This window comes from Hyphomicrobium sp., assembly GCF_051860585.1.
Classification (GTDB): Bacteria; Pseudomonadota; Alphaproteobacteria; order Rhizobiales; family Hyphomicrobiaceae; genus Hyphomicrobium_C.
In genome coordinates this window covers 120,540-141,533 of record NZ_JBHYDS010000002.1, presented here as the reverse complement: position 1 = coordinate 141,533, position 20,994 = coordinate 120,540, and the positions used below count along the sequence as shown (strand labels likewise).

17 protein-coding genes and 1 riboswitch are annotated in these 20,994 nt (G+C 63.8%); of the genes, 5 read left to right on the top strand and 12 right to left on the bottom strand.

Annotation, left to right across the window (positions count from 1 at the left end; genetic code table 11):
• Positions 1–155: 155 nt before the first annotated feature.
• Together ACTIFK_RS03535 and ACTIFK_RS03530 are read right to left on the bottom strand one after the other, a co-directional pair.
• Positions 156–1,055, bottom strand: a complete 900-nt coding sequence (locus ACTIFK_RS03535; protein WP_439541669.1) for an energy transducer TonB family protein — start codon at positions 1,053–1,055, stop codon at positions 156–158.
• A 198-nt stretch (positions 1,056–1,253) separates the two neighbouring features.
• The gene (locus ACTIFK_RS03530; RefSeq protein WP_439541668.1) at positions 1,254–3,110 is read right to left on the bottom strand and encodes a TonB-dependent receptor plug domain-containing protein; all 1,857 of its coding nucleotides are present in this window, start codon (positions 3,108–3,110) and stop codon (positions 1,254–1,256) included.
• A gap of 331 nt (positions 3,111–3,441) precedes the next feature.
• Positions 3,442–3,676, bottom strand: a riboswitch (cobalamin riboswitch).
• A 140-nt stretch (positions 3,677–3,816) separates the two neighbouring features.
• Between ACTIFK_RS03530 and ACTIFK_RS03525 the strand changes: the two genes are divergently transcribed.
• Both ACTIFK_RS03525 and ACTIFK_RS03520 read left to right on the top strand, forming a co-directional pair.
• Entirely contained in the window at positions 3,817–4,572 is a 756-nt protein-coding gene (locus tag ACTIFK_RS03525) for an adenosylcobinamide amidohydrolase (RefSeq protein ID WP_439541667.1), read from the top strand.
• 57 nt (positions 4,573–4,629) lie between these two features.
• The gene (locus ACTIFK_RS03520; RefSeq protein ID WP_439541666.1) at positions 4,630–6,042 is read left to right on the top strand and encodes a DUF6513 domain-containing protein; all 1,413 of its coding nucleotides are present in this window, start codon (positions 4,630–4,632) and stop codon (positions 6,040–6,042) included.
• Positions 6,043–6,202: 160 nt separating this feature from the next.
• On the opposite strand, the gene ACTIFK_RS03515 is transcribed toward ACTIFK_RS03520, so the two are convergent.
• Entirely contained in the window at positions 6,203–6,391 is a 189-nt protein-coding gene (locus ACTIFK_RS03515) for a hypothetical protein (RefSeq protein WP_439541665.1), read from the bottom strand.
• Here ACTIFK_RS03515 and ACTIFK_RS03510 point away from each other — a divergent pair.
• From ACTIFK_RS03510 to ACTIFK_RS03500, 3 genes are all read left to right on the top strand, one after another.
• Positions 6,390–8,156, top strand: a complete 1,767-nt coding sequence (locus ACTIFK_RS03510) for a type I secretion system permease/ATPase (protein WP_439541664.1) — start codon at positions 6,390–6,392, stop codon at positions 8,154–8,156. The two genes, ACTIFK_RS03515 and ACTIFK_RS03510, sit on opposite strands and share 2 nt — an antisense overlap.
• Positions 8,153–9,523, top strand: coding sequence for an HlyD family type I secretion periplasmic adaptor subunit (locus tag ACTIFK_RS03505; RefSeq protein WP_439541663.1), 1,371 nt, complete (start codon positions 8,153–8,155; stop codon positions 9,521–9,523). Before ACTIFK_RS03510 ends, ACTIFK_RS03505 begins: the two co-directional genes overlap by 4 nt.
• A 232-nt stretch (positions 9,524–9,755) precedes the next feature.
• A complete protein-coding gene (locus ACTIFK_RS03500; RefSeq protein WP_439541662.1) occupies positions 9,756–10,856 on the top strand; it encodes an SAM-dependent methyltransferase in 1,101 nt (366 codons plus the stop codon).
• A 9-nt stretch (positions 10,857–10,865) separates the two neighbouring features.
• On the opposite strand, the gene ACTIFK_RS03495 is transcribed toward ACTIFK_RS03500, so the two are convergent.
• The 9 genes from ACTIFK_RS03495 to ACTIFK_RS03455 form a co-directional block, all read right to left on the bottom strand.
• Positions 10,866–11,807, bottom strand: a complete 942-nt coding sequence (locus tag ACTIFK_RS03495; protein ID WP_439541661.1) for a CysB family HTH-type transcriptional regulator — start codon at positions 11,805–11,807, stop codon at positions 10,866–10,868.
• Between the two features lie 6 nt (positions 11,808–11,813).
• Positions 11,814–12,899, bottom strand: a complete 1,086-nt coding sequence (locus ACTIFK_RS03490) for a sulfate/molybdate ABC transporter ATP-binding protein (RefSeq protein ID WP_439541660.1) — start codon at positions 12,897–12,899, stop codon at positions 11,814–11,816.
• Positions 12,899–13,792 (bottom strand): sulfate ABC transporter permease subunit CysW, encoded by an 894-nt coding sequence (cysW, locus tag ACTIFK_RS03485; RefSeq protein WP_439541659.1) that lies wholly within the window; start codon positions 13,790–13,792, stop codon positions 12,899–12,901. Before cysW ends, ACTIFK_RS03490 begins: the two co-directional genes overlap by 1 nt.
• Positions 13,792–14,622 carry a sulfate ABC transporter permease subunit CysT gene (gene cysT, locus ACTIFK_RS03480; RefSeq protein ID WP_439541658.1) on the bottom strand — a complete coding sequence of 277 codons (831 nt, stop codon included), beginning with the start codon at positions 14,620–14,622 and terminating at the stop codon, positions 13,792–13,794. Before cysT ends, cysW begins: the two co-directional genes overlap by 1 nt.
• A gap of 233 nt (positions 14,623–14,855) precedes the next feature.
• Positions 14,856–15,485: a helix-turn-helix domain-containing protein gene (locus tag ACTIFK_RS03475; RefSeq protein ID WP_439541657.1), complete on the bottom strand. Its 630-nt coding sequence runs from the start codon at positions 15,483–15,485 to the stop codon at positions 14,856–14,858.
• A gap of 273 nt (positions 15,486–15,758) precedes the next feature.
• Positions 15,759–17,138: a porin gene (locus tag ACTIFK_RS03470; RefSeq protein WP_439541656.1), complete on the bottom strand. Its 1,380-nt coding sequence runs from the start codon at positions 17,136–17,138 to the stop codon at positions 15,759–15,761.
• 203 nt (positions 17,139–17,341) lie between these two features.
• Positions 17,342–17,953, bottom strand: a complete 612-nt coding sequence (locus ACTIFK_RS03465; RefSeq protein WP_439541655.1) for an RBBP9/YdeN family alpha/beta hydrolase — start codon at positions 17,951–17,953, stop codon at positions 17,342–17,344.
• Between the two features lie 402 nt (positions 17,954–18,355).
• Positions 18,356–19,378 carry a sulfate ABC transporter substrate-binding protein gene (locus ACTIFK_RS03460; RefSeq protein ID WP_439541654.1) on the bottom strand — a complete coding sequence of 341 codons (1,023 nt, stop codon included), beginning with the start codon at positions 19,376–19,378 and terminating at the stop codon, positions 18,356–18,358.
• A 1,211-nt stretch (positions 19,379–20,589) separates the two neighbouring features.
• Positions 20,590–20,736: a hypothetical protein gene (locus ACTIFK_RS03455; protein ID WP_439541653.1), complete on the bottom strand. Its 147-nt coding sequence runs from the start codon at positions 20,734–20,736 to the stop codon at positions 20,590–20,592.
• Positions 20,737–20,994: the final 258 nt, after the last annotated feature.

The window sequence follows — 20,994 nt, the reverse complement described above, 5'->3', positions numbered from 1 at the left end:
GGGCAGTGGGCAGTGGGCAGTGGGCAGTGGGCAGTGGGCAGTGGGCAGTGGGCAGTGGGCAGTGGGCAGTGGGCAGTGGGCAGTAGGCAGTAGGCAGTAGGCAGTAGGCAGTAGGCAGTAGGCAGCAGGGGTAGGGAGCAGGGAGGGTTGGCGCTTTAGCGGAAGTAGAAGGGAACGGCAAAGCGCGTTCCGGCGCCGGGCGGGGGAGCGGGGAACGACGCGCCGCGGACTGCCGCCAGGACGCTGCGATCGAGGCTGGGGTCGCCCGAGGAGCGCGCAATGCTGGCGTAGCCCAGCCCGCCTGAGCTCGTGACGCCGAAGGAGATGACCACGGTGCCGCGTCGGCCGGCGCCGCCGGGTTTTCGCGCGGCAACGCGGGCGCGCACCATGGCGGCATAGTTGACCGCCGAGCCGGTGCTGCCGGAGACGCGCGCCTTGGCGGCTGCCGAGCCTTTGTTGGCCTTGGAGGGCGCGCCGCCTTTCTTGCTCGCTTTCGCGTCGGATCTGTCGATTGCTTCCGGCTCGGTGAGCTTCGCCGTTTTTTGTGGGCGGTCTTTTTCGAGGCTCTGGCGTTCCTGTTGTTTGCGGGGACGCTCTTCTGCCTTCACCGGTGTGGGACGCGCCTGTTCTTTTCCGGCCGCGTCGGGGGTTTCTACCGTGCCCTGCAGCACCTCGAGACCTTTCGGCGCGTCCTCGGCGGTGTCGGGCGCCGGCGGCGCGACGGCCGCCATCTCCTCCGCGGGCGCGGGTTTGGCGATGTCCATGACTGCTGCCGCTGCGGCGGCGTCATGCTGGGCGCCGGCCTCGGCTTCGACGGATGCGGGCGATGCCGCGGCGGCGAGCGATGGCGCTTGCGCGACGGCCTCGATGACCTCGGTCTGGAAGAGTTCGATGCTGATCGCATCAGTTGGCGCGGGAACGGCTCCCGGATTGGTGTCCAGCCACACGAGCGCCGCAGCCAGCACGCTGCCGTGAAGCGCAAGCGAGAAGGTCGCGCTCAGGACGATCGCGGTGGTGCGGCTCGGTACGCTCTCGGCGGGATCGGTCGTCGTCATCTCCTGGGTGCTTCACACGTCTCTTAGGTGCTTCACGCGTGTCTTGGCGTGTTTCACACCGCTCTAGCGTACGCGCTGGGCAGGTTCTGCGAAACGGCGTCCTGCCGGTAGCGCGTTGGAAGGTAGGGATCAAGGAAGCCCGGACCAGCGTGTGATGCAGCACAGCGCCGACCCGAGCCTCCTTGCCCATTCGGTTCGTCAATCGTTCGGCAACGCCATGGTTACGCCGCCGTAGACGGATGCCCCTGCCGTGCCATATCCGCGGACGGTCTGGTAGTCCTCGTCGAGAAGATTCTCGCCGCGAACGTAGGCTTTCCACCCTGGCGTGAACTCATAGGACGCCTTGGCGCTCAGCAAGAAGTAGTCGTCGAGCGGCGTGGCGACCGGAAAGTCGTTGTCGACGACGTCGGCCACATACTTCGCGGTGACGTTCAGCTCGACCTTGTCCATCGGCTGGAGATCGAAGCCGAGCACGAGGTTATGGCGCGGAACGCGCACGAGGCGCTGCCCGTCGGCTTGCTCGGTATCGACGTAGGTGTAGCCGGCCGTGATGGTGAAACCTTCCGTCACGATGGCCGCTGCCGAGAGTTCGACACCCTCGCGCGTCGTCGTGCCCGGAACGTTGACGAGGCACAGGGCGCCCGGCGCGCCACATGCGAAATTGTAGGTGATGAGGTTGTCGGTATCGAGCGAGAAGTAGGTCGCGCCGATCTTGAAGCGGCCGTTCAGGAAGCCTTGCTCGATGCCGGCATCCCAGCTTTCGCTTTCTTCCGGATCGAGGTTAGGATTGCCGTAGTCGGGCGCGAAGCCATACGAGCCGAACAACTCGTCGAGGCTCGGCGCGCGGAAGCCCGTCGACCGGCTGCCGTGCAGCTTGGTTTCCGTGCCCGGGATCAGATACGCGGCCGTCACGCGATAGGTGTTGAACTGACCGAAGTTGCTGTGGTCGTCGATGCGGCCACCGCCGGTCAGGACGAGCCCGTCGATCGGCTCCATCATGAGCTGCGCGTAGGCGCCGGTGACTTCGGCCGACTGACGCGAGGCGAGGCCCTGGTTCAGCGCGCCCGTTTCCTCCCAATCCGCGCCGGCGAGCAACGACAGCTTGTCGTTGAACGTCAGGACGCCCTTGTATTCACCCTTGATGCGATCGCCGTCGAAGAAGCCCGTCGAAACGGCGCCCGAGAAGTTGTCGCGCTCGATCTTGGTGCCCTGGAGCGCGAACGTGTTCACGAACGCGCCATTGAGCAGCGAGAATTCGGTGCCGACGCGGCCGGCGTGCTGCACCGTGTCGCCACGGTCGAAGGTGTCGTTGAGCGAGAAGAACGGCGGCGGGAAGCCGTCGTAGTTGGACGTCGCGTCGAGCGTGCGGGCGGCGAAGAACACCTTGGCGGTCGGCGAGATGAAATATTCACCGCGGCCCGAGAACGTCATGTTGTCGTAGCCGTCGTCTTCGGTGCCGACGGCGGCGGAGGAAAAGCCGTCCGTGTCGACGCCCTGGAACGTGAACGAGATGTTGCTGCCGTCGGCAGCAGCGTAGCCGGCGTTATAGGCACCGCGGAAGGTGTTGTAAGCGCCGTATTCGCCGCCCCCGCTCTGCGAGAAGCCCGGCTTGGTCGCACGTTTGGTTTCGATGCTGATAACACCGGCAACCGCATCGCCGCCGTAGAGGCCGCTTTGCGAGCCCTTCAGCACTTCGATGCGCGAGACGTCTCCGACCAGAAGATGCTCGAAGGCGGTCTGGGTGGTGGTGGCGGATGGATCGCTGACGTCGATGCCGTCGATGAGCACCTTGACGTAAGAGCCGTTTGCGCCGCGCAAGCTGATGGAGGTCGTCGAGCCGGGCGGGCCGTTCTGGGAGAAGTTCACGCCGGGAAGCTGCTCAAGGTAGTCCTTCACATAGGTGCGGGACTGCTTGGCGAGTTCCTTCTCCGTGATCACCTCGACGGACGAGCCGACCTTGGCGGCGTCCGTCGGCGTGCGGTTGGCGGAGTAGATCGTGATGCCTTCAAGCTGGGTCACGCCCTGGGCGTGAGCCGGTGCGATGACGGCCAGCACGGCAAGTCCGGCTGCCGAGGAGAGGAGAGCCTGCCTGGCGATGCTTCTCGGCGTTCGTCTCGTGGTGCTGCAATCTGAATAAGACAAAGAATCCCCCGTCGCGAATGATGGACGGGAGCCCCGTAAGGTGCGGCGCGCAACAGGCTCGAAAATGCGACCGCTGTGCAAATCCTGGCGATTTCGCCACGGTTTGCGCTGCTGGTCTCCGTCGAGCCGTCGTCTCTAATTCAGAGGGTGATCGATACCCCGTGCCATGCCTGACGTTGCTCCCAATCGGTTGCACATCAGCCGCCACTACGGGTAACCGTTCCACCGAGCGCACCGCACGGAGGATGGGCGACTTGTGAAGGCAGGTCTCCTGGCTCACGGCTCAAACGTCGCTTTCCAGCCTTCCCGAAGCTCCGGAGAGCCTCAGTGGCGTCGTTGGAAAGGACTTGCCGCTAACAGTTGCGGGCGCAGCCACGGGATCGACACTTTACGCCAAACAACAGGCGCGTCTCACCGTGTTCCCTCTTAGTCATCCACGCACTTGCATGCGTGGCAACACCGTCACGCCTCTAAAGCGCCGCATGTGTGGCCGTCTGTCAAGGTGCTTTGCACAAACGGGTCGAGCGTCGTTTCATTTAGGATACAGACGTGGCACATCGTGGACGGCACGCGCGGAGTGCAATCCGCCGCTTCGTTCTGCAGAAGGAAATTGCATCAATTGCTCGACAATGCGGACGAAAACCAGCCGGGCGGTCAGGCCCAATCATCATCACTTGATGGCGGGCCGCGGTTGCCGTTTGCGCTCTCTTGTCGCGCACCGTTCCTGGTCGCCTCGTTCGGCGCGCCGCAGGCGATGCTGAGCTGGTCCCTGACCAAACCCGGATTTCAGACCGCGCGGCAGGTGGCATGGCTCGAAGTGCGCAATGCGGATCTTCCGCCCGGCGCCGATCCGCTGGTCTGGATCGGGCGTCAATTTTCAGATGCCAATCTCTCCGATGCCGTGACGCTGGTCACCTCGCGCTCCATCGCGCAGCACCATCTCGCTCAGGCGACTGTCGATGGCTGCACGGCGACATGCCTTGCAACGGTCGGACTCTCGAACGGCGAGCGCGTGGGGCAGCGCTCGACCGAGCCGGTGCGCGTGCCGGGCACGATCAACATTCTGCTGCATGTCTCGCAGGCGCTCTCGCAGGCGGCGATGATCGAGACGGTCTCGATCGTCACGCAAGCGCGCACGCTGGCCGTGATCGAGGCGTTCGTTCCGCGCGCCGGGGTCCAGGTGACGGGCACCGGTACGGACTGCATCGTGGTCGCGGCGCCGTCGGACGGAGAGGCCGCAAACTTCGCCGGGCTTCACACGGGTATCGGAGAGGCGGTCGGCAGGGCCGTTTACCACGTCATGCGGGAGGGTATCGCCGTGTGGCGTGAGCATTTCTTCGGGCTTGACCGCTCGCGCACGGCCAAGCGCACTTGAGACCTGGGCCCGAGGCGCGCAATAAGGACATTCGATTCGGAATTTGAGAGGCTGAAGATGGCCGAGCGCGTGGTGCTTGTAACGGGGTCGCTGGCGGAGCCACGCGTGCAGCGCGTCGCCGACCAGGTGGCAAGCGATACGCTCGAACCCATCGTCGCCAACGTCGGCGTCAAGGTTGCGGCGCTGATGACGACCGACATCGTGGAGCGGCGGCTGACCTTGCCGGAAGGGGCGGATCGCGTCGTCATGCCGGGCCGTTTTCGCGGCGATCTCGACCGGCTGTCGGACCACTTCGGCACGCGCTTCGAACGCGGGCCGGACGAGGTCGCGGATCTGCCGGAGTATCTCGGGCACGCGAAAGAGCAGGTCGACCTCTCGCAGCACAACATGACGATCTTCGCGGAGATCGTCGATGCAACTCTGTTGACCCCGGCGCAGATCGTCGAGCGGTCGCGGGCGATGCGCGCGGACGGTGCGGACGTCATCGATCTCGGGTGCTTGCCGGACAGTCCATTCCCGCATCTCGAAGAGGCCATCGCGGCGCTGCATGCCGACGGCGTGCGGGTGAGCGTCGATTCCTTCAACGCGGAGGAGCTGTCGCGGGCGACGAAGGCTGGCGCGGATTTCCTGCTCAGCCTGTCCGAGAAGACCATCGCGATCGCCGACGAGGGGCCTGCGGTTCCGATCCTCGTGTCGGCGGGCACGGCGGACATGGACTCGCTCGACCGCGTGATCGACATCATGATCGCGAAGGGAAAGCCCTACTACGCCGATCCCATTCTCGATCCGATCCATTATGGGTTTGCGGCCTCGGTCGCGCGCTACATCGATCTGCGCAAGCGGCGGCCGGATGTGCCGATCCTGATGGGCATCGGCAATGTGACCGAGCTGACGGACGCCGATACGACCGGTATCAATGCCGTGCTCATGGGTCTCTGCTCGGAGCTCGACATCACGGCCGTGCTCGCCGTGCAAGTCAGCCCGCATTGCCGGACGGCCATCCGCGAATTCGACCGGGCGCGGCGCGAATTCTATGCCGCCAAGAAGGCCAATTCGCTGCCGCAAGGCTTCGGCGGCGGCTTGATGGCGCTGCGCGACCGCAAGGGGTTCGCGACGACCTCCGAAGAGATCAAGACGCTGGCGGGACAGATCCGCGATGCCAACTACCGCATCGAGGTCGCGGAGGACGGTATCCACATCTACAACAAGGCCGGTCACCATGTGGCCGACGACCCGTTCAAGCTGTTTCCGCATCTCGATACGCGGGCGGATGCGGGGCACGCGTTCTACCTCGGCGTCGAGACGGCGCGGGCGGAGATCGCCTACCGGCTCGGCAAGCGCTACGCGCAGGACGAGCCGCTGGAATTCGGGATCGTGGCGGAGACCAGGGGGTCGGCGGACGACGCGCATCTCATGAAGTTCAAAGAGGCTGGCGCGACCCTGAAACGGGACACCAAAGCCGGGGATTGAGCCTTGTCACCGGTTTGGACGGTCGCTGTGGACACCGGGTTCGACGTCCTGCGGCCCAAGTGCCACGGACTTTGTCCGCGATCTGCCTTCCTCTAGTCGTTTCCGCCAAAATATGTGTACAGTGCTTTTCGCCCTTCATTCAAAAGGGGCGCCGTTCGGGTCATGCCGAATTACTTATTTGCTTACGGTTGTTATCGGTTTCGAGTTCAAGCGCTTCAATGATCGTTACGGTCAACCGAGCCCCCGAATTCGCGCCGCGCGGCCACGATTTGCGGGCTGCATGCACCAATGCGGAACCCCAGCCGGCGGCCGAGTGCCGCCGCAATGTTGTGCGGATGGCCTGATCCATGTTTTTCAAAGCCGCTCCGCCGACCATCAAGAAGGAGCTGAGACTTACCAGAGCCGCGTTTATCGGCGTCGGCATCTTTTCAGGCGTCATCAACGTGCTGGCGCTTACGGGCTCCATGTACATGTTGCAGGTGTACGATCGCGTGCTGCCGTCGCGCAGCGTGCCGACGCTGATCGGCCTCACCGTTCTCCTGGTGATACTCTACATCGCCTTCGGGCTGCTCGACTACGTGCGCATCCGCATTCTGACCCGGGTCGGCGTCGAGCTCGATCGGAAGCTCCGCCGCCGCGTGCTCGATGCGGTGTTGCTGCTGCCGCTACGAACGCGCCAGGGCGGCGATGCGCTGCAGCCGGTGCGCGACCTCGACCAAGTGCGTGCGTTCCTTTCAAGCGTCGGGCCGACGGCGCTGTTCGACATGCCGTGGCTGCCGGTCTATCTCGCTCTCGTCTACATCCTGCACCCCGTGATGGGGCTGTTCGCGCTGTGGGGTGCGGTGATGCTCGTCACGCTGGCCGCGCTGACGGAATACAGGACACGCGCTCCGGCCGAGGCGACGGCGAAAAGCTCGGGAGCGAGGCTCGCGTTCGGACTCGCCGCGCAGCGCAACGCCGAAGTCGTCAAGGCCATGGGGTTCGACCGTCAGGTCGCGATGCGCTGGAACCGCATCAACGAACGCTATCTCGGTGATCATCTCGGCATGAGCGACGTTTCGAACTCGCTCGGCGCGCTTTCCAGGGTCATGCGGTTATTGCTTCAGTCCGGCATGCTCGGGCTCGGAGGCTACCTCGCGATCCACGATCAGGTGTCGGGCGGCGCGATCATCGCCGGCTCGATCGTCATGGCGCGCGCGCTCGCTCCAATCGAGCTGGCCATCGCGCATTGGCGAGGCTTTGCGCTGATGAGGATCAGCGCCAAGCGGCTCGACGGGATTCTGGCGCAGGTGCCCACGACGGCCACCAGCACGGGGCTTCCGGCGCCGACGAAGATGCTCTCCGTGGAAGGGATCGCGATTGCCCCTCCGGGCGAGCAGATGCCGACCCTAACCAACATCGCATTCGCTCTTCGGGCCGGCGACGGCGTGGGGGTGATCGGGCCGAGCGGATCCGGCAAATCGACGCTGGTGCGAGGTCTGGCCGGCGTCTGGCCGACGTTGCCGCGCGCGGGCTCCGTCCGGCTCGACGGCGCGACGCTGGATCAATGGAGCAGCGAGGAAATCGGTCGCCACGTTGGCTATCTGCCCCAGGATATCGAGCTTTTCGAGGGGACGATCGGAGAGAATATCGCGCGCCTCGATGCCGATGCGGCGGGCGAGACTATCGTGCGTGCTGGCCAGCTCTCCGGAGCGCACGACATGATCGTGCGTCTCCCTGAGGGCTACGCGACGCCGATCGGCGAGGGCGGCCTAAAGCTTTCCGCGGGGCAGCGCCAGCTCGTTGGCCTAGCGCGTGCGCTCTACGGCGATCCCTTCCTCGTCATTCTCGATGAACCGAACTCGAATCTGGATGCCAAGGGCGATGAAGGCCTGACGCGGGCCATCGTCGGCGTCCGCGAACGCGGGGGGATCGTTGTCGTTGTCGCGCACCGCGCTTCGGCGCTGGCCTCGCTGAACATGGTGCTTGCGTTGTCCGATGGCCAGCAGGTGGCCTTTGGCGCCAAGGAGGAGGTGCTGGCGCGCATCACGAAGCCGCCACCTTTGATCGCGCACGCGACACAGCAGGGCAATGCGCTCAAGGTCGTGCAGTCGGGGTTGGGCAACACTCCATGAAAAGCAAGGCGCCCGTGGATGACGGTACGCACGCCGACAAAGCCGTCGGCGGGTGGAGCGTGCGCGCGAATCTGCTGCTCGGCTTCGTGACGGTCATCGGCCTGCTTGGGTCCACCGGCGTTTGGCTCGCTGAGACCGAGATATCGGGAGCGGTGGTGGCTTCCGGCCTCGTGGTCGTCGATAGCAACGTCAAGAAGGTGCAACATCCAACCGGCGGCGTGGTCGCGGAAATCGCGGTCACGGAAGGCCAGAAGGTCAAGGCCGGCGATCTGCTTTTGCGGCTAGACGAGACCGTGCTCACCGCCAATCTGCAACTGGTGACGCGGCAGCTCGATGAACTTGCGGTGCGCTATGCCCGGATGCGCGCGGAATTGTCGGGCGCGGACGCTCTCGTCTATCCGCAAGAAATTCTCGCGCGCAAAGACGAGCCGCATCTCTCCGACATCATGAGCACGGAAGAGGAGCTTTTCCGAAGCCGGCGCTCGGGCCGCGAAGGTCTCAAGAAGCAGCTTGAGAAACGGATCGAGCAGCTTGCGGAAGAGGTCAACGGGTTGTTCGCGGAGCAGCGCGCCGGGAAGCGGGAATTCGAGCTGGCCAAGCTCGAACTCGGCGGCCTCGAGCAGCTTGAGGGGCAGAAACTCATCAACGTGACAAAGATCACGGCCTCGCGGCGTCTCGTGGCCCAGATCGAGGGGAGCGTGGCGCAGGTCGGGTCCCGGATCGCGCAGACGAACGGCAAGATCGCCGAGACCGATCTTCAGATCCTGCAACTCGACCAGGATATGAAATCCGACGTCGGCAAGGAGCTGCGGGAATTGCAGGCCAAGCGGGCGGAGCTCTCGGAACGGCGGATTGCGGCTGAGGATCAGTTGAAGCGCGTGCATCTTGTCTCGCCGCAGGACGGCATCGTGCATCAGCTCGCGGCCCATACTGTGGGCGGCGTGGTGGGGCCCAGCGAGCAGATCATGCTGATCGTGCCGAATGCCGACCGTCTCGTGATCGAGGTCAAGGTGGCGCCGCAGGATATCGCGCAGATCCAGGTCGGCCAGCATGCGCGTGTGCGGTTCGCCGCGTTCGATCAGCGCACGACACCTGAGCTCGACGCGGAGGTCACCCGTGTCTCGGCGGATCTGACGATCGAAAATCAAGGGCGGCCCGCGTCGGGTGCGGGCGTGCCGATGGGGGTTGCGGCTTATTTCGTCGTGCGCCTCTCGCTCCAGGAACACGCCGCCGAACATCTCGAGGGCAAACATCTCGTGCCTGGAATGCCGGCTGAAGTGCTCATCAAGACCGGCGACCGGACGGCGCTGTCCTACATCCTCAAACCGCTCGAAGACCAGTTCGTGCGCGCGTTCCGCGAGCGCTGAGGCGTCGGCACGCCGGTGCCGGTAGAGCCTGACATCGCGGGTGCCGGGGCAGAAGCTCCCACATTTTTTCGAAGAGCCGTATTGGCTGGCTTCTCCGCCGGTCGCGACAGGCTGGCTGCTTCGCTACGTCTCGGGGGTGCCTCCGCCGGAAGAGCCTATGGTGCGCCGGTACGGAGACCCGTACCGGGCTTATCAGCAGCGCACGAACGCGTTTTTCCGGGATGTACTCACGATGCCTGATGAAGCTTCGGGCGATGGCCTGATCCCCGCGGCCATTCGCGCCATCGAGAAGATGCCGGTGCCGGATGCGGCGTTGCGGCTGGCTGTCCGGGCGCTCGTGGGGCGCAGGCGCCAATTGCTGGTCAACGCCGATCCGTCGGCGACAGCGACGTTTGCGCGCGCCATGGCAGGTTTTCCTATCGCGGCGCATACCGATGCAGCCAATGCGCAGCACTACGACGTGCCGGCGGCGTTCTTCGAACTGGTGCTGGGTCCGCAGCGGAAATACTCGTGCTGCCTCTATCCGTCGCCGGAGACGACGCTAGAGGGAGCCGAGGAGGCGGCTCTGTGCGAAACCGCGCGCCACGCGGCGTTGCGCAACGGCCAGACGGTGCTGGAGCTAGGCTGCGGCTGGGGCGCGTTCTCTCTTTGGATGGCGCGCCACTACCCCGCTTCAAAGATCGTATCCGTCTCGAACTCCAATTCGCAGCGCGCGTATATCGAAGCGCGCGCGGCCGAGCGCGGCATCCGAAACCTGCGCGTGGTCACGGCGGACGCCAACGTGTTTGCGCCGTCGCAGCGCTTCGACCGGGTGGTGTCGGTCGAGATGTTCGAACATATCTCGAATTGGGCTGAGCTTTTGGCGCGCGTGCGGACGTGGATGGCGCCCGATGGGCTCTTCTTGCTTCACGTGTTCGCCCATTCGACGACGCCTTACCGTTTCGATCATACGGACCCGGGGGATTGGGTCGGCCAGCATTTTTTCACCGGCGGTCTCATGCCGAGCGAGCGGCTGATCCATGAATTCTCATCGAGTGTCACGGTCGAGCAGAGCTGGCGGTGGGGCGGAGAGCACTACGCGCGCACTGCGGAAGACTGGCTGCGGAACTTCGATCGGCATGGCGCCGAGATCCGAGCGATCTTTGAGGACGCCTACGGAGCGGATGCGCCGTTGTGGCAGCGGCGCTGGCGGGTGTTCTTCCTGGCGACGGCAGGGCTGTTCGGACATCGCCGCGGCAATGATTGGGGCGTCAATCAGTACCTTTTGCGCCCGGCCGCGGCGGCCGTTCAGGCTCCAAGCCAGCGCGTGACGGCCGGCGCCGGAAGCTCGTAAGTCGGCGGCTCAGTGCGCGCCGTCGGGCTTGCCGGCATTCACCTGGTCGCGGATCTTCGCCTCGGTCAGATCCGATGAGCACAGCTCGATGAAGCGATAGGCGTAGCCGCGCAGATAGGTGCTGCGGCGGACGGCGATGCGCGAGGTATTGGCGGCGAACAGGTGCCGGGCGTCGAGCAGGCGCAGATGCGGGTCACGCTCGGCGCTGAAGGCCATCGACGCGATGATGCCGATGCCGAGGCCCAATTCGACGTAGGCCTTGATGACGTCCGCATCGAGGGCGGTCATGACGATGTCCGGTACCACCTCGGCGCGCTCGAAGGCTTCGTCGATCCGCGCCCGTCCGGTGAAGCCCTGCTGATAGGTGACAATCGGCCAGTCGGCGATTGCGTCGAGGGTCAGTTTCTTTTCCGAGGCGAGGGGGCTCGACGGCGGCACGATTACGCCGTGGTGCCACGAGTAATACGGGAAGGCCGCCAACTCGGGCACATCCTGCAGCGCTTCGGTGGCGATGCCGATGTCGGCGCGGCCATCCTGGAGCATCGAGACGATTTCCATCGGGCTCGCTTCGTGCAGCACGAGATTGACCTTCGGAAACTCCTTCTTGAAGGCGGTGACCACCGCCGGCAGCGCATAGCGCGCCTGAGTGTGCGTGGTCGCGACCGAGAGCTGGCCGCGATCCTTGTTCGAGAATTGCTCGGCGAGCTTCTTGATGTTCTGCGTGTCGAGGAGGATGCGCTCGACAATGCCAACAAGCTCCCGCCCCGGCTCGGTCAGCCCGAGGAAGCGCTTGCCGCGGCGTACGAACAACTCGACGCCGAGCTCGTCCTCGAGATCCTTGATGTGTTTGGACACGCCGGATTGAGAGGTGTTGAGAGCGTTCGCGACCTCGGTGAGGTTGAAGTTGCGCCGAACGGTTTCGCGGATGATGCGAAGCTGCTGGAAGTTCACGGAGGATTATCCTAGTGGCTGATCTTCGAACACGCTGAGCCGGCGGCTTTGTATGCGCACACGCTGGCCACTGGCAAGCTTAAGCTGGGCCAGCTCCTCCGCGCCAATCTCAACCTCGAAATAATCCTTCGCGACGCCGCGGTCTGGACCATTGGCGATCAATTCGACGCGCGAGATGTTGCCATTTGTGAGAACGCGATTGACGCGCGCGGCGACGCCGTTGGCGGCCGGGCCGTCGGCGACGATCTCGGTGTCGTGCGGACGCGCGTAGGCGACCACCGGCTGCCCGTCCGACAGATCGGTGCGGGTGTGGGGCAGGAGATCCGAGCCGACGCGGACGTAGCCGCCTTCGACCTTGCCGCGGAACGCGTTGACGTTGCCGATGAACGAGTAGGCGAACGAGGTTGCCGGCTCTTCGTAGATCTGGCGTGGGGTGCCGATCTGCTCAATGTGGCCCTTGTTCATCAGGACGATGCGGTCAGCGACCTCGAGAGCCTCTTCCTGGTCGTGCGTGACGAAGATCGACGAGATGTGAAGTTCGTCGTGCAGGCGCCGCAGCCAGCGCCGCAGCTCCTTGCGGACCTTGGCATCGAGCGCGCCGAACGGCTCGTCGAGCAGCAGCACCTGCGGCTCCACGGCGAGGGCGCGTGCAAGCGCGATGCGCTGGCGCTGGCCGCCGGAGAGCTGGGCGGGAAAGCGGTCCTTCTGCCACTCGAGCTGGACGAGATCGAGCAGGCGCAGCACGCGCTCACGGATCTGTGCTTCGGTCGGGCGGGTCTTACGCGGCTTGACGCGCAAGCCGAACGCGACATTCTCAAACACGCTCATGTGGCGGAAAAGGGCGTAGTGCTGGAACACGAAGCCGACCTGGCGCTCGCGAACATGCTTCCACGTGGCATCCTGTCCTTCGAATAGAACGTGGCCTTCGTCGGCGCTCTCAAGTCCGGCGATGATGCGCAGAAGCGTGGTCTTGCCGCAGCCGGACGGGCCCAGGAGGGCGACGAGTTCACCCTTCGGCAGATCGAGCGAGACGTTGTCGACAGCCCGGAAATTCCCGAAGGCTTTGACGATGTTGCGGATCTCGATGCTCATTATTTGCTCTCCGGAGCGGCGTTGCGTTCGGTCTGCCATTCGACATAGGTCTTGAGTGCCAAGGTCACCAGAGCGAGAAGGGCGAGAACAGAAGCAACAGCGAAGGCGGCTGCGAATTGGTATTCATTGTAGAGGATTTCGACATGGAGCGGCATCGTGTTCGTTTCGCCGCGGATATGGCCTGAGACGACCGACACGGCGCCGAATTCGCCCATGGCGCGGGCGTTACAGAGAATGACACCGTAGAGGAGGGCCCATTTCACGTTCGGCAGCGTGATGCGCCAGAAGGTCTTGAGGCCGGAGGCCCCGAGCGTGATGGCCGCTTCTTCCTCCTCACGTCCCTGCGACTGCATGAGTGGGATGAGCTCGCGGGCGACAAAGGGAACCGTCACGAAGATGGTGGCCAGCACGATGCCCGGCACGGCGAAGATGATGCGGATGTTGTTGTCCGACAGCCAGCTTCCGAACCAGCCATGAGCGCCGAACACGAGCACGTAGACGAGACCCGCCACGACGGGCGAAACCGAGAATGGAAGATCAATGAGCGTGATGAGGAACTGCTTGCCGCGAAACTCGAAGCGCGCGATGGCCCAGGCGGCGGCGAGGCCGAAGATCAGATTGAGCGGCACCGCGATCGCGGCCGCGAGCAGCGTGAGCTTGATCGCGGAGACGGCATCCGGCTCGACGAGCGCGGCGAAATAGGGACCGAAACCCTTGCGCAACCCTTCGACGAAGACGGCGACCAGGGGCAGCAGGATGAAGAGCGCGAAGAACGACAGGCTAACGGTAAGAACGATCGTCTTCACCCACGTGCTGTCACGCGTGGCCACCCGGCTTTCGAAACGGGTCTCGCGCGAGGCACGGCCGGACAAGGTTGCTGCAGCGCCAGACATTATGAGACCCTCCGGCCGCGTTGAGACATCCAGCCTTGCAGGCTGTTGATGACCAGGAGAAGCACGAACGACACGAGCAGCATGACACTGGCGATCGCAGTAGCGCCCTCGTAATCGAATTCCTCAAGCCGCGTGATGATCATCAAAGGCGTGATTTCCGAGACCATCGGAATATTGCCGGCGATGAAGATGACGGAGCCGTACTCCCCGACGGCGCGGGCAAACGCGAGCGCGAAGCCGGTCAGCAGGGCCGGCACGAGTGCCGGCAGCACGACGCGTCGGACAGTCTGGAAGCGTGATGCGCCGAGAGAAGCGGCCGCTTCCTCGAATTCGGATTCGAAATCTTCCAGGATCGGTTGCACGGTGCGCACCACGAACGGCAGTCCGATGAAGATGAGAGCGACCAAGACGCCCGCCGGTCCGAAGGCTATCTTGATGCCCAAGGGCGCGAGGATCTGTCCGATCCAGCCGTTCGGTGCATAGATCGCCGTCAGCGAGATGCCGGCGACGGCGGTGGGCAGGGCGAAGGGCAGGTCGACGAGGGCGTCGATCAGCTTGCGGCCCGGAAACGAGTACCGGACGATGGCCCAGGCCAACAGCAGGCCGAACACCATGTTGATCGCGGCGGCCAGCAGCGACATGCCGAACGACAGCTTGTAGGAGGCCACCACGCGATCCGAGGTGACCACGTGCCAGAATCGCGCGGGCTCCATGCCCGCCGTCTTGATGAACACCGCCGAGAGCGGAATGAGAATGATCAGCGAGAGGTAGGCGAGCGTAAATCCGAGCGAAAGCCCGAACCCCGGCAAGACCCTGTGTGCACGCGGCATGTTAGGTTCCTAGTCAAGTCAAGGCGATGGCGGCGACGACGGCGAGGGAGCCGATCAGCCCGCTCCACGCGACGATCATTTCGACCGCTCTGGTGTTGAACCGCATCGTCTCCCCCTCTGAGATAGTCATCTGTGCGTAGGACTATGATGGAGCCCACGCACGGCCAAACAATAAGAAGTGCATTCGATATAGGGATTAGCGCTAAGCCGCGGCGAAGACCGCGGGGCAAATGTCAGGAACGACACGAGCGCTGTGGCGAGACCACGAGGTAGAGAATGCTCTCCTCGGGGCCGATGTTGGAAAGCGTGTGCTTGAGCGTCGAAGAAAAGAAAACGGCATCGCCTTCTGCGAGACGCATGGGAGGCTCGTCACCGACGGTGATTTCCAGGGTGCCGCGACCGACAACCAGGCTGATGCGGGTTGCGGTGCGCGATGCGGCGATGCGCTCCCGGTGGCCGGGGCCGATACGGAGCTGCTTGAAGGCCGTCTCGGCCGGATCGTCCGCTGGCGCAATCTGGCGCGCCTCGAACCGGCCGTTGCCGGCGCTGACGACGCGTGCCGAATCCTTGCGCTCGATCTGATAGCTGGGCTCATCCTGCGGAGCGATGAGCATGGCGACGGGCACGCCGAGTGCCTTGGCAATCTTCCAGAGCAGCGTAATCGTGGGCGCGCTTTTGCCGGTCTCGATTTGGCCGAGCATGGCGCGGCTGACGCCGGACGCGCGCGCCAACGTGTCGAGGGAATGGCCCTGTTGACGGCGGATCGCGCGCAGGCTGTCGCCAACCAGCTTGGCGACCTGGGTCGCCGGGTCGACCGGCTTTGAAGCGCTCGCCTGCTTGGCGCGTGGTCGTGCAGGCGGCATCTGGATATTTTGGGATTGTGGTTCCGACATGTGAACACGCTAATGGGGCGCTCGATGGGACAGAACCAAGAAGATCTTCTGAGCTTATGCAAATAGGTGCGTATGCGTGGGGAAAAGCAAAGACGGCGACGGCGGCGAACCGGTTTCAGGACTGGCGAGGAGCGCCACGCGATTGGCCACATGTTTTCAACCGATCAGGTCAATGCCAAAACAGAAGAGGCCGCACCTTGCGGCGCGGCCCCTTCCTTCGTCTGAAGACCGGGAGAAGCGGTATCAGAACTTGATGATCGCGCCGGCCTGGACGAGATCGAGATCTTCGATATCGGCATTGCCCAAGACGCCAGTGGCATTGTCACGCAAGGTCAAGTCGGCCGAGACGTGGCGATAAGACACGTAGAGCACGGTCGCGGCGGCGTCCAAGCCCTGAGCGAAGCCGAAGCCGTAGACCTGCAGGCCGGTGTTCCAAATCGAGGACGCCCCAAAGCCCGCAATGTTGATCGCGTCGCCAGCCGCAACACCGCGATTGATGGCGCCGCCGTTATAGTCGTAGTACTCGCCGTAGATCGTGGTTTTGCCGAGCGGGAGCCACTTTTTCTCGATACCCGCCTGGACCGACCAGAAGCTGGCCTGGTCATCGGCATTTGTGCCGGCGAAGCGCGCCGTCGTGTTGAGCACGTCGTCGGTCACGGTACCGGCGCCGGCGTTCACGAACAGGCCCGTCGCGTCGTGCACGACGCTGAACGAACCGCCGAAGTGCTGGCAATCCTCGTCGCGGGGAATGCCGCCGCCGCGCGACTGGCACTCATGCTTCGTTTCGGGACCGTCGGTGATCTGCAAGAAGCCGATGCCGGCTGCAACCTTGAAGCCGCCGAATTCGCCGGCGTAACGCAGAGCGAGATCCCAGTAGTCGTCGCCACCCCACGAGGCCGAAGCCGAGAAGCCGGCGAACGTCGGAGATTCGTACTTCACCGAGTCCTGGCGGCGATCGCCGTCGCCGGGCTGGTCACCGGAGTCGATCAGAAGGCGGCGATAGGAGAGCGCCGACAGTCCGCCGCCGCTCGAGCGCAGGAACAGGCCGAGACCCGTGTCCTCGACGTCCGAGTACTTCGAGAAGTCCTTGGTCTGGGTCAGGTTGGTTTCGGTGATGGCGTCGGTTGCCGCAGCCTGCGTGCCGAGCGAGACAGCGCCGTACGTCTTGCTCTTGACGTACCAATAAGCGTCGCGTGTATCCAGGCCAACGTCGGTCGCCGTGTCGTTGCCGATCGGGTTGCTTTGCGTGAAGCGCTTCGAGTTTGCGGTACGGATACCGATCTCGAGGCGGTAGCCAGCTTCCCAGTCGGAGTCGATCTTTGCCTTGCCGCGGAAGCCGACGCGCGTGCGCGCGTTGTCGTTCGTGACGGCATAGACGTTGTCTTCAAACCCGTCGTCCCAATAGAGCACCGACTGGTTGACGTGACCGTAGATCTCAAGCGAGACTTTGCGGTTGCCCTTGCGAGCGGTGGTCGCCTCAAGCTCGGCGATCCGCTCTTCCAGGTCCGCGCAGCAATCTCCCCCGAGATCCGCAGCGCTCGCCGTGGTCATGCTTGCAGAGGCGAGCAGTCCGGCGGTCAATACCGCCAGCGCTCCCCCGCGTGCCCAAACTCCCCCAACCATCTTCGTCTCCACTATGTTGGATATGTGATCTGCTATAACGTTCTGATATTTATTGTATTTTTCTTGATTCCTGCGGTGAGTCTCAAGTGCTGTTTGTGTTGCCCTTTCGTATTGATCTGCCGGTGTTGTTTTATTGTCTCGAAACTGTTGCTCTGGCGAGATTTAGGTCCGTTATCGTGGGCGTTTTCACACCTTCGATCTCTTCAGGCCGCTTTCGAGCTGGCCCCAATTTGGTGGCTGAGAACGTTCTGCGCCGATTGCCACGAGGCCGATGCGCTCGAGGGTATTTCGACAACAGGGGCGCTCTGCGAACCGAACTGCTGAAGTAGCGCCAACCCGTACGGCCAGGGGCCGAACCCGGTGTCGGCGTTGATGTGTCCGGCGGCGCCAATGTCGATGAAAGTCGAGCCCCACTGCGCAGCAAGGCGTCGCGCCTTGTCGATGCTCAGCCACGGATCGTTGAGGGAGGCGACGATCGTGGTCGGAAAGCTCAGCGGGCCTTGGGGCAAGTGATCGGAAATGCCGAATTTGTCGGGGTCGGCCGGAGCAACAAGCAGAGCTCCGGCGATGCGCTCGCGGTAGTCCTCGGCGGCCTGCACGGCGGCAAGGACGCCAAAGCTGTGCGCGGCAATCAGGATCGGGCCTTTTTGACGAGAAATTTCGCGGCGTACGCGGCTCGACCATTGCGGAAGATCGGCGCTTTTCCAGTCGCTCTGGACGACGCGGACGGCGTCGGGCAAGCGGGTTTCAAACCAAGTTTGCCAATGGGCCAGGCCACTGGAGTTGAGGCCCGGGATGATCAGGGTGGTCGTCATGATGGGTGTCCTGCAATGCTCGTGTGGATGTCGTCGCGGGTTGCGTCAGGCTGCGCGCGAGCATCGACAGAGCTGGGACAACGTGTTCGACGACATCTCGGTCTTCGCGGTCGTCGGGAGAACAACGGCCGCCAAACGGCCGTGAAGAATTCGGGTGCGCAGGGCTGTCATGGCGAGGCCCGCTGCGGCTGCGAAAACAAGTGCTGTCGCGCTCAATGGGGCCATGGCCGGTTGCTCCTGAAATCGAATGTCGAACGTCGGGTGGATTGCGTTTGCGCGGTTTCGCAGCTTGATCGGGTGCAGGGATTGCAGGAGGGTGAGGGTTCGAAGTGGGGCCTGCCGCCCCGGCCGGCTGCTCTCGGAGAGAGAGGCGAGCCGAAGCGGCAGGATCCGTGACGTTCGTTAGCTCTTCGAGCCGTAGATCTGGTCGAAGAAGCCGCCATCCTTGAAGTGGACTTCGGTTGCCTTCGTCCAGCCGCCGAACACTTCGTCGATGGTGAACAGCTTGGCCGGCGAGAACTGGCTCTTGTACTTCTCGGCGACCTTCTCATCGCGCGGGCGGTAGTAGTGCTTGCCAGCGATGTCCTGGCCTTCCGGCGAATAGAGGTAGGTGAGGTAGGCCTCGGCGACCTTGCGGGTGCCCTTCTTGTCGACGATCTTGTCGACGACGGTCACGCTGGGCTCAGCCAGGATCGAGACGGGCGGCGTCACGATCTCGAACTTGTCGGGGCCGAGTTCCTTGGTGGCGAGATAAGCTTCGTTTTCCCACGAGATCAGCACGTCTCCGATGCCGCGCTCGGTGAAGGTGGTCAGCGAGCCGCGAGCGCCCGAGTCCAGAACCTTCGTGTTCTTGTAGATTTTGGTGACGAGATCCTTCGCCTTCTCCTCGCTGCCGCCGTCCGCCTTCAGCGCATAGCCCCAGGCTGCGAGATAATTCCAGCGCGCGCCGCCCGAGGTCTTCGGGTTCGGCGTTACGACTTCGACGCCTTCCTTGCCGAGATCCGCCCAATCCTTGATGCCCTTCGGGTTGCCCTTGCGGACCAGGAACACGATCGTGGAGGTGTAGGGCGCGGAGTTCTGCGGCAGCTTCTTCTGCCAGTCGGCGGAGATCAACTGGCCCTTGGAGGCGAGTTGGTCGACGTCGCCGGCGAGAGCGAGGGTTACGACATCGGCTTCGAGGCCGTCGATGACTGCGCGGGCCTGCTTGCCCGAGCCGCCGTGCGACTGCTTGATCGTCAGATCTTCGCCGGTCTCGGCTTTCCAATGCTTGATGAACGCGGCGTTGTACTCCTGGTAGAGCTCGCGCGTCGGATCGTAGGAGACGTTGAGGAGCTCGACTGCATTGGCGGCGAACGTAGCGCCAGCGAGCGTTGCCGAGATACCGAGGGCAATAGCGGCTCGGCGCGAAATACGGGTGATCGACATGGGGTCCTTCCTCTGGAAATCGTTAACTGAGGCCAAAGGTAGGCGGCTGTTCCGTCCCAACGAACTAAGAAGACCTGCTGAGCTTATCAAGATTGCGGAAGATGACGGACAGGCGCTCTGTCCTTAAGAGCTAGCGTGGCCGCGTATGCCGTTCAAATTGCAGGCCGGTTTCCGTAGCGCGCCCACGGCTCTCTTGCTTGTTCTTGTTAACGCCCGAGACGTTGGCAGGTGGTTCGCCACTGGTCCTTGGACATGTGCGTCGTGGGATCCCAAATTTTCATGCACTCTTCCATGTTTGCACCTGCGGCGCCGCCGCCGCGCTTGATCCGGTTCGGTTCATCGCTGATCGACGAGGCATTCCTCGACGCTTCGATTTCTGTGCCGCCCAGGTCGTCACCGCTGGTGCCGGTGCTCGTGCCGTTTGCAGCGGCGTTCCCTGTGCTGTCGGGGATCTCGCCGGTTTGTGGTTGCCGGTTCCCCGCCGCGGTCGGGTCTCCGCTGGGGACGCGTTCGACTGGGGAAGCTTCCTGATCCCGACGGTAAATGGGCGAATTCGGTTCGGCGTTGCCAGCGGAAGGGACGGGGGAGATTCCGGTGTCGCGTGGCGGAACCGTTGAGGGCGGGTTGGCGGGGGAATTGGCTTGTGGCCCCGACGGGGCTGCGGGCATCGTCGTTGATGGCGAACGCGCGGACGGAGTTCCGGCTCCGGTTGTGCCGCCTACGCCAGCGCCTGCACCCGGAGAGGCGCTGGGCGATCCGGCTCCACCTCCGCCGCTACTCGATCCGCCGCCGCTCGACCCGCCGGAGCTGCCTCCGGTCTGGGCTGCGGCCGGGACGGCGTGCAGCGCGACAGGCAACGCGGCCAAAAGGGCGAATGCGGCCGCGCCGAGAGCCCGTTTAACCCAAGGGTATGCGCGGAAAACAGGGCCTATGCGGCGATTCCCGTTTGCTGCCGGGATCGTTTCGCGCGTGTTGCGTTCGTGACGCGTGGGCGTTTCGTTCAGCGCATCGTCGAGCATGGGAATGTGTCCCGTGTTGCAACTGTGTTGGCACGGGAACGCGTCACGTCTCCGCACGTTCCAGGCGATTGCCGGAAACAAGGGAAATGCTGTCAACATGGCAGTGGAGCTGGCGTCTGGAGTAGCGGAGTCGGGCTCGTCCTTCGGGGACGCGGAGCCGCGCTCGTCCGACTTGTTCGATCACCGTCGTCTTTAATCGTCGTCGTCGCAGGGGACCGGATATTCGACATCCGGCTCCATGCAGCTTTCTTCCTGGATCGTCGCGCGCGCCGGATGTCCCGCCACCATCACGGCGGCGAGGCAGCCAAGGATGAGAAGCACGCGGAGCCCGTTGATCATGTGCGGCCCGTCGAGTTCGGTTCGAAATGTGCAGGTTCAGATAATACGCCTCTTGCGCCGGCCGGGGAAGGGGCCGAAAGCGTATCGCCTTCACGATATCTCAAGCGAGAAAAAGTCCTACGAGGCTTGGTCTTAAGGCACGGCTGTTGGCAACCTGCCTATAGCGCCGACGCAGGCCTGCGAAACTACAACACCAGCCGCCCGTACTTAGTGCAACCCGCGCCCGGAGATTTCTCTCTTGCAATGGCGGGGCCCTCG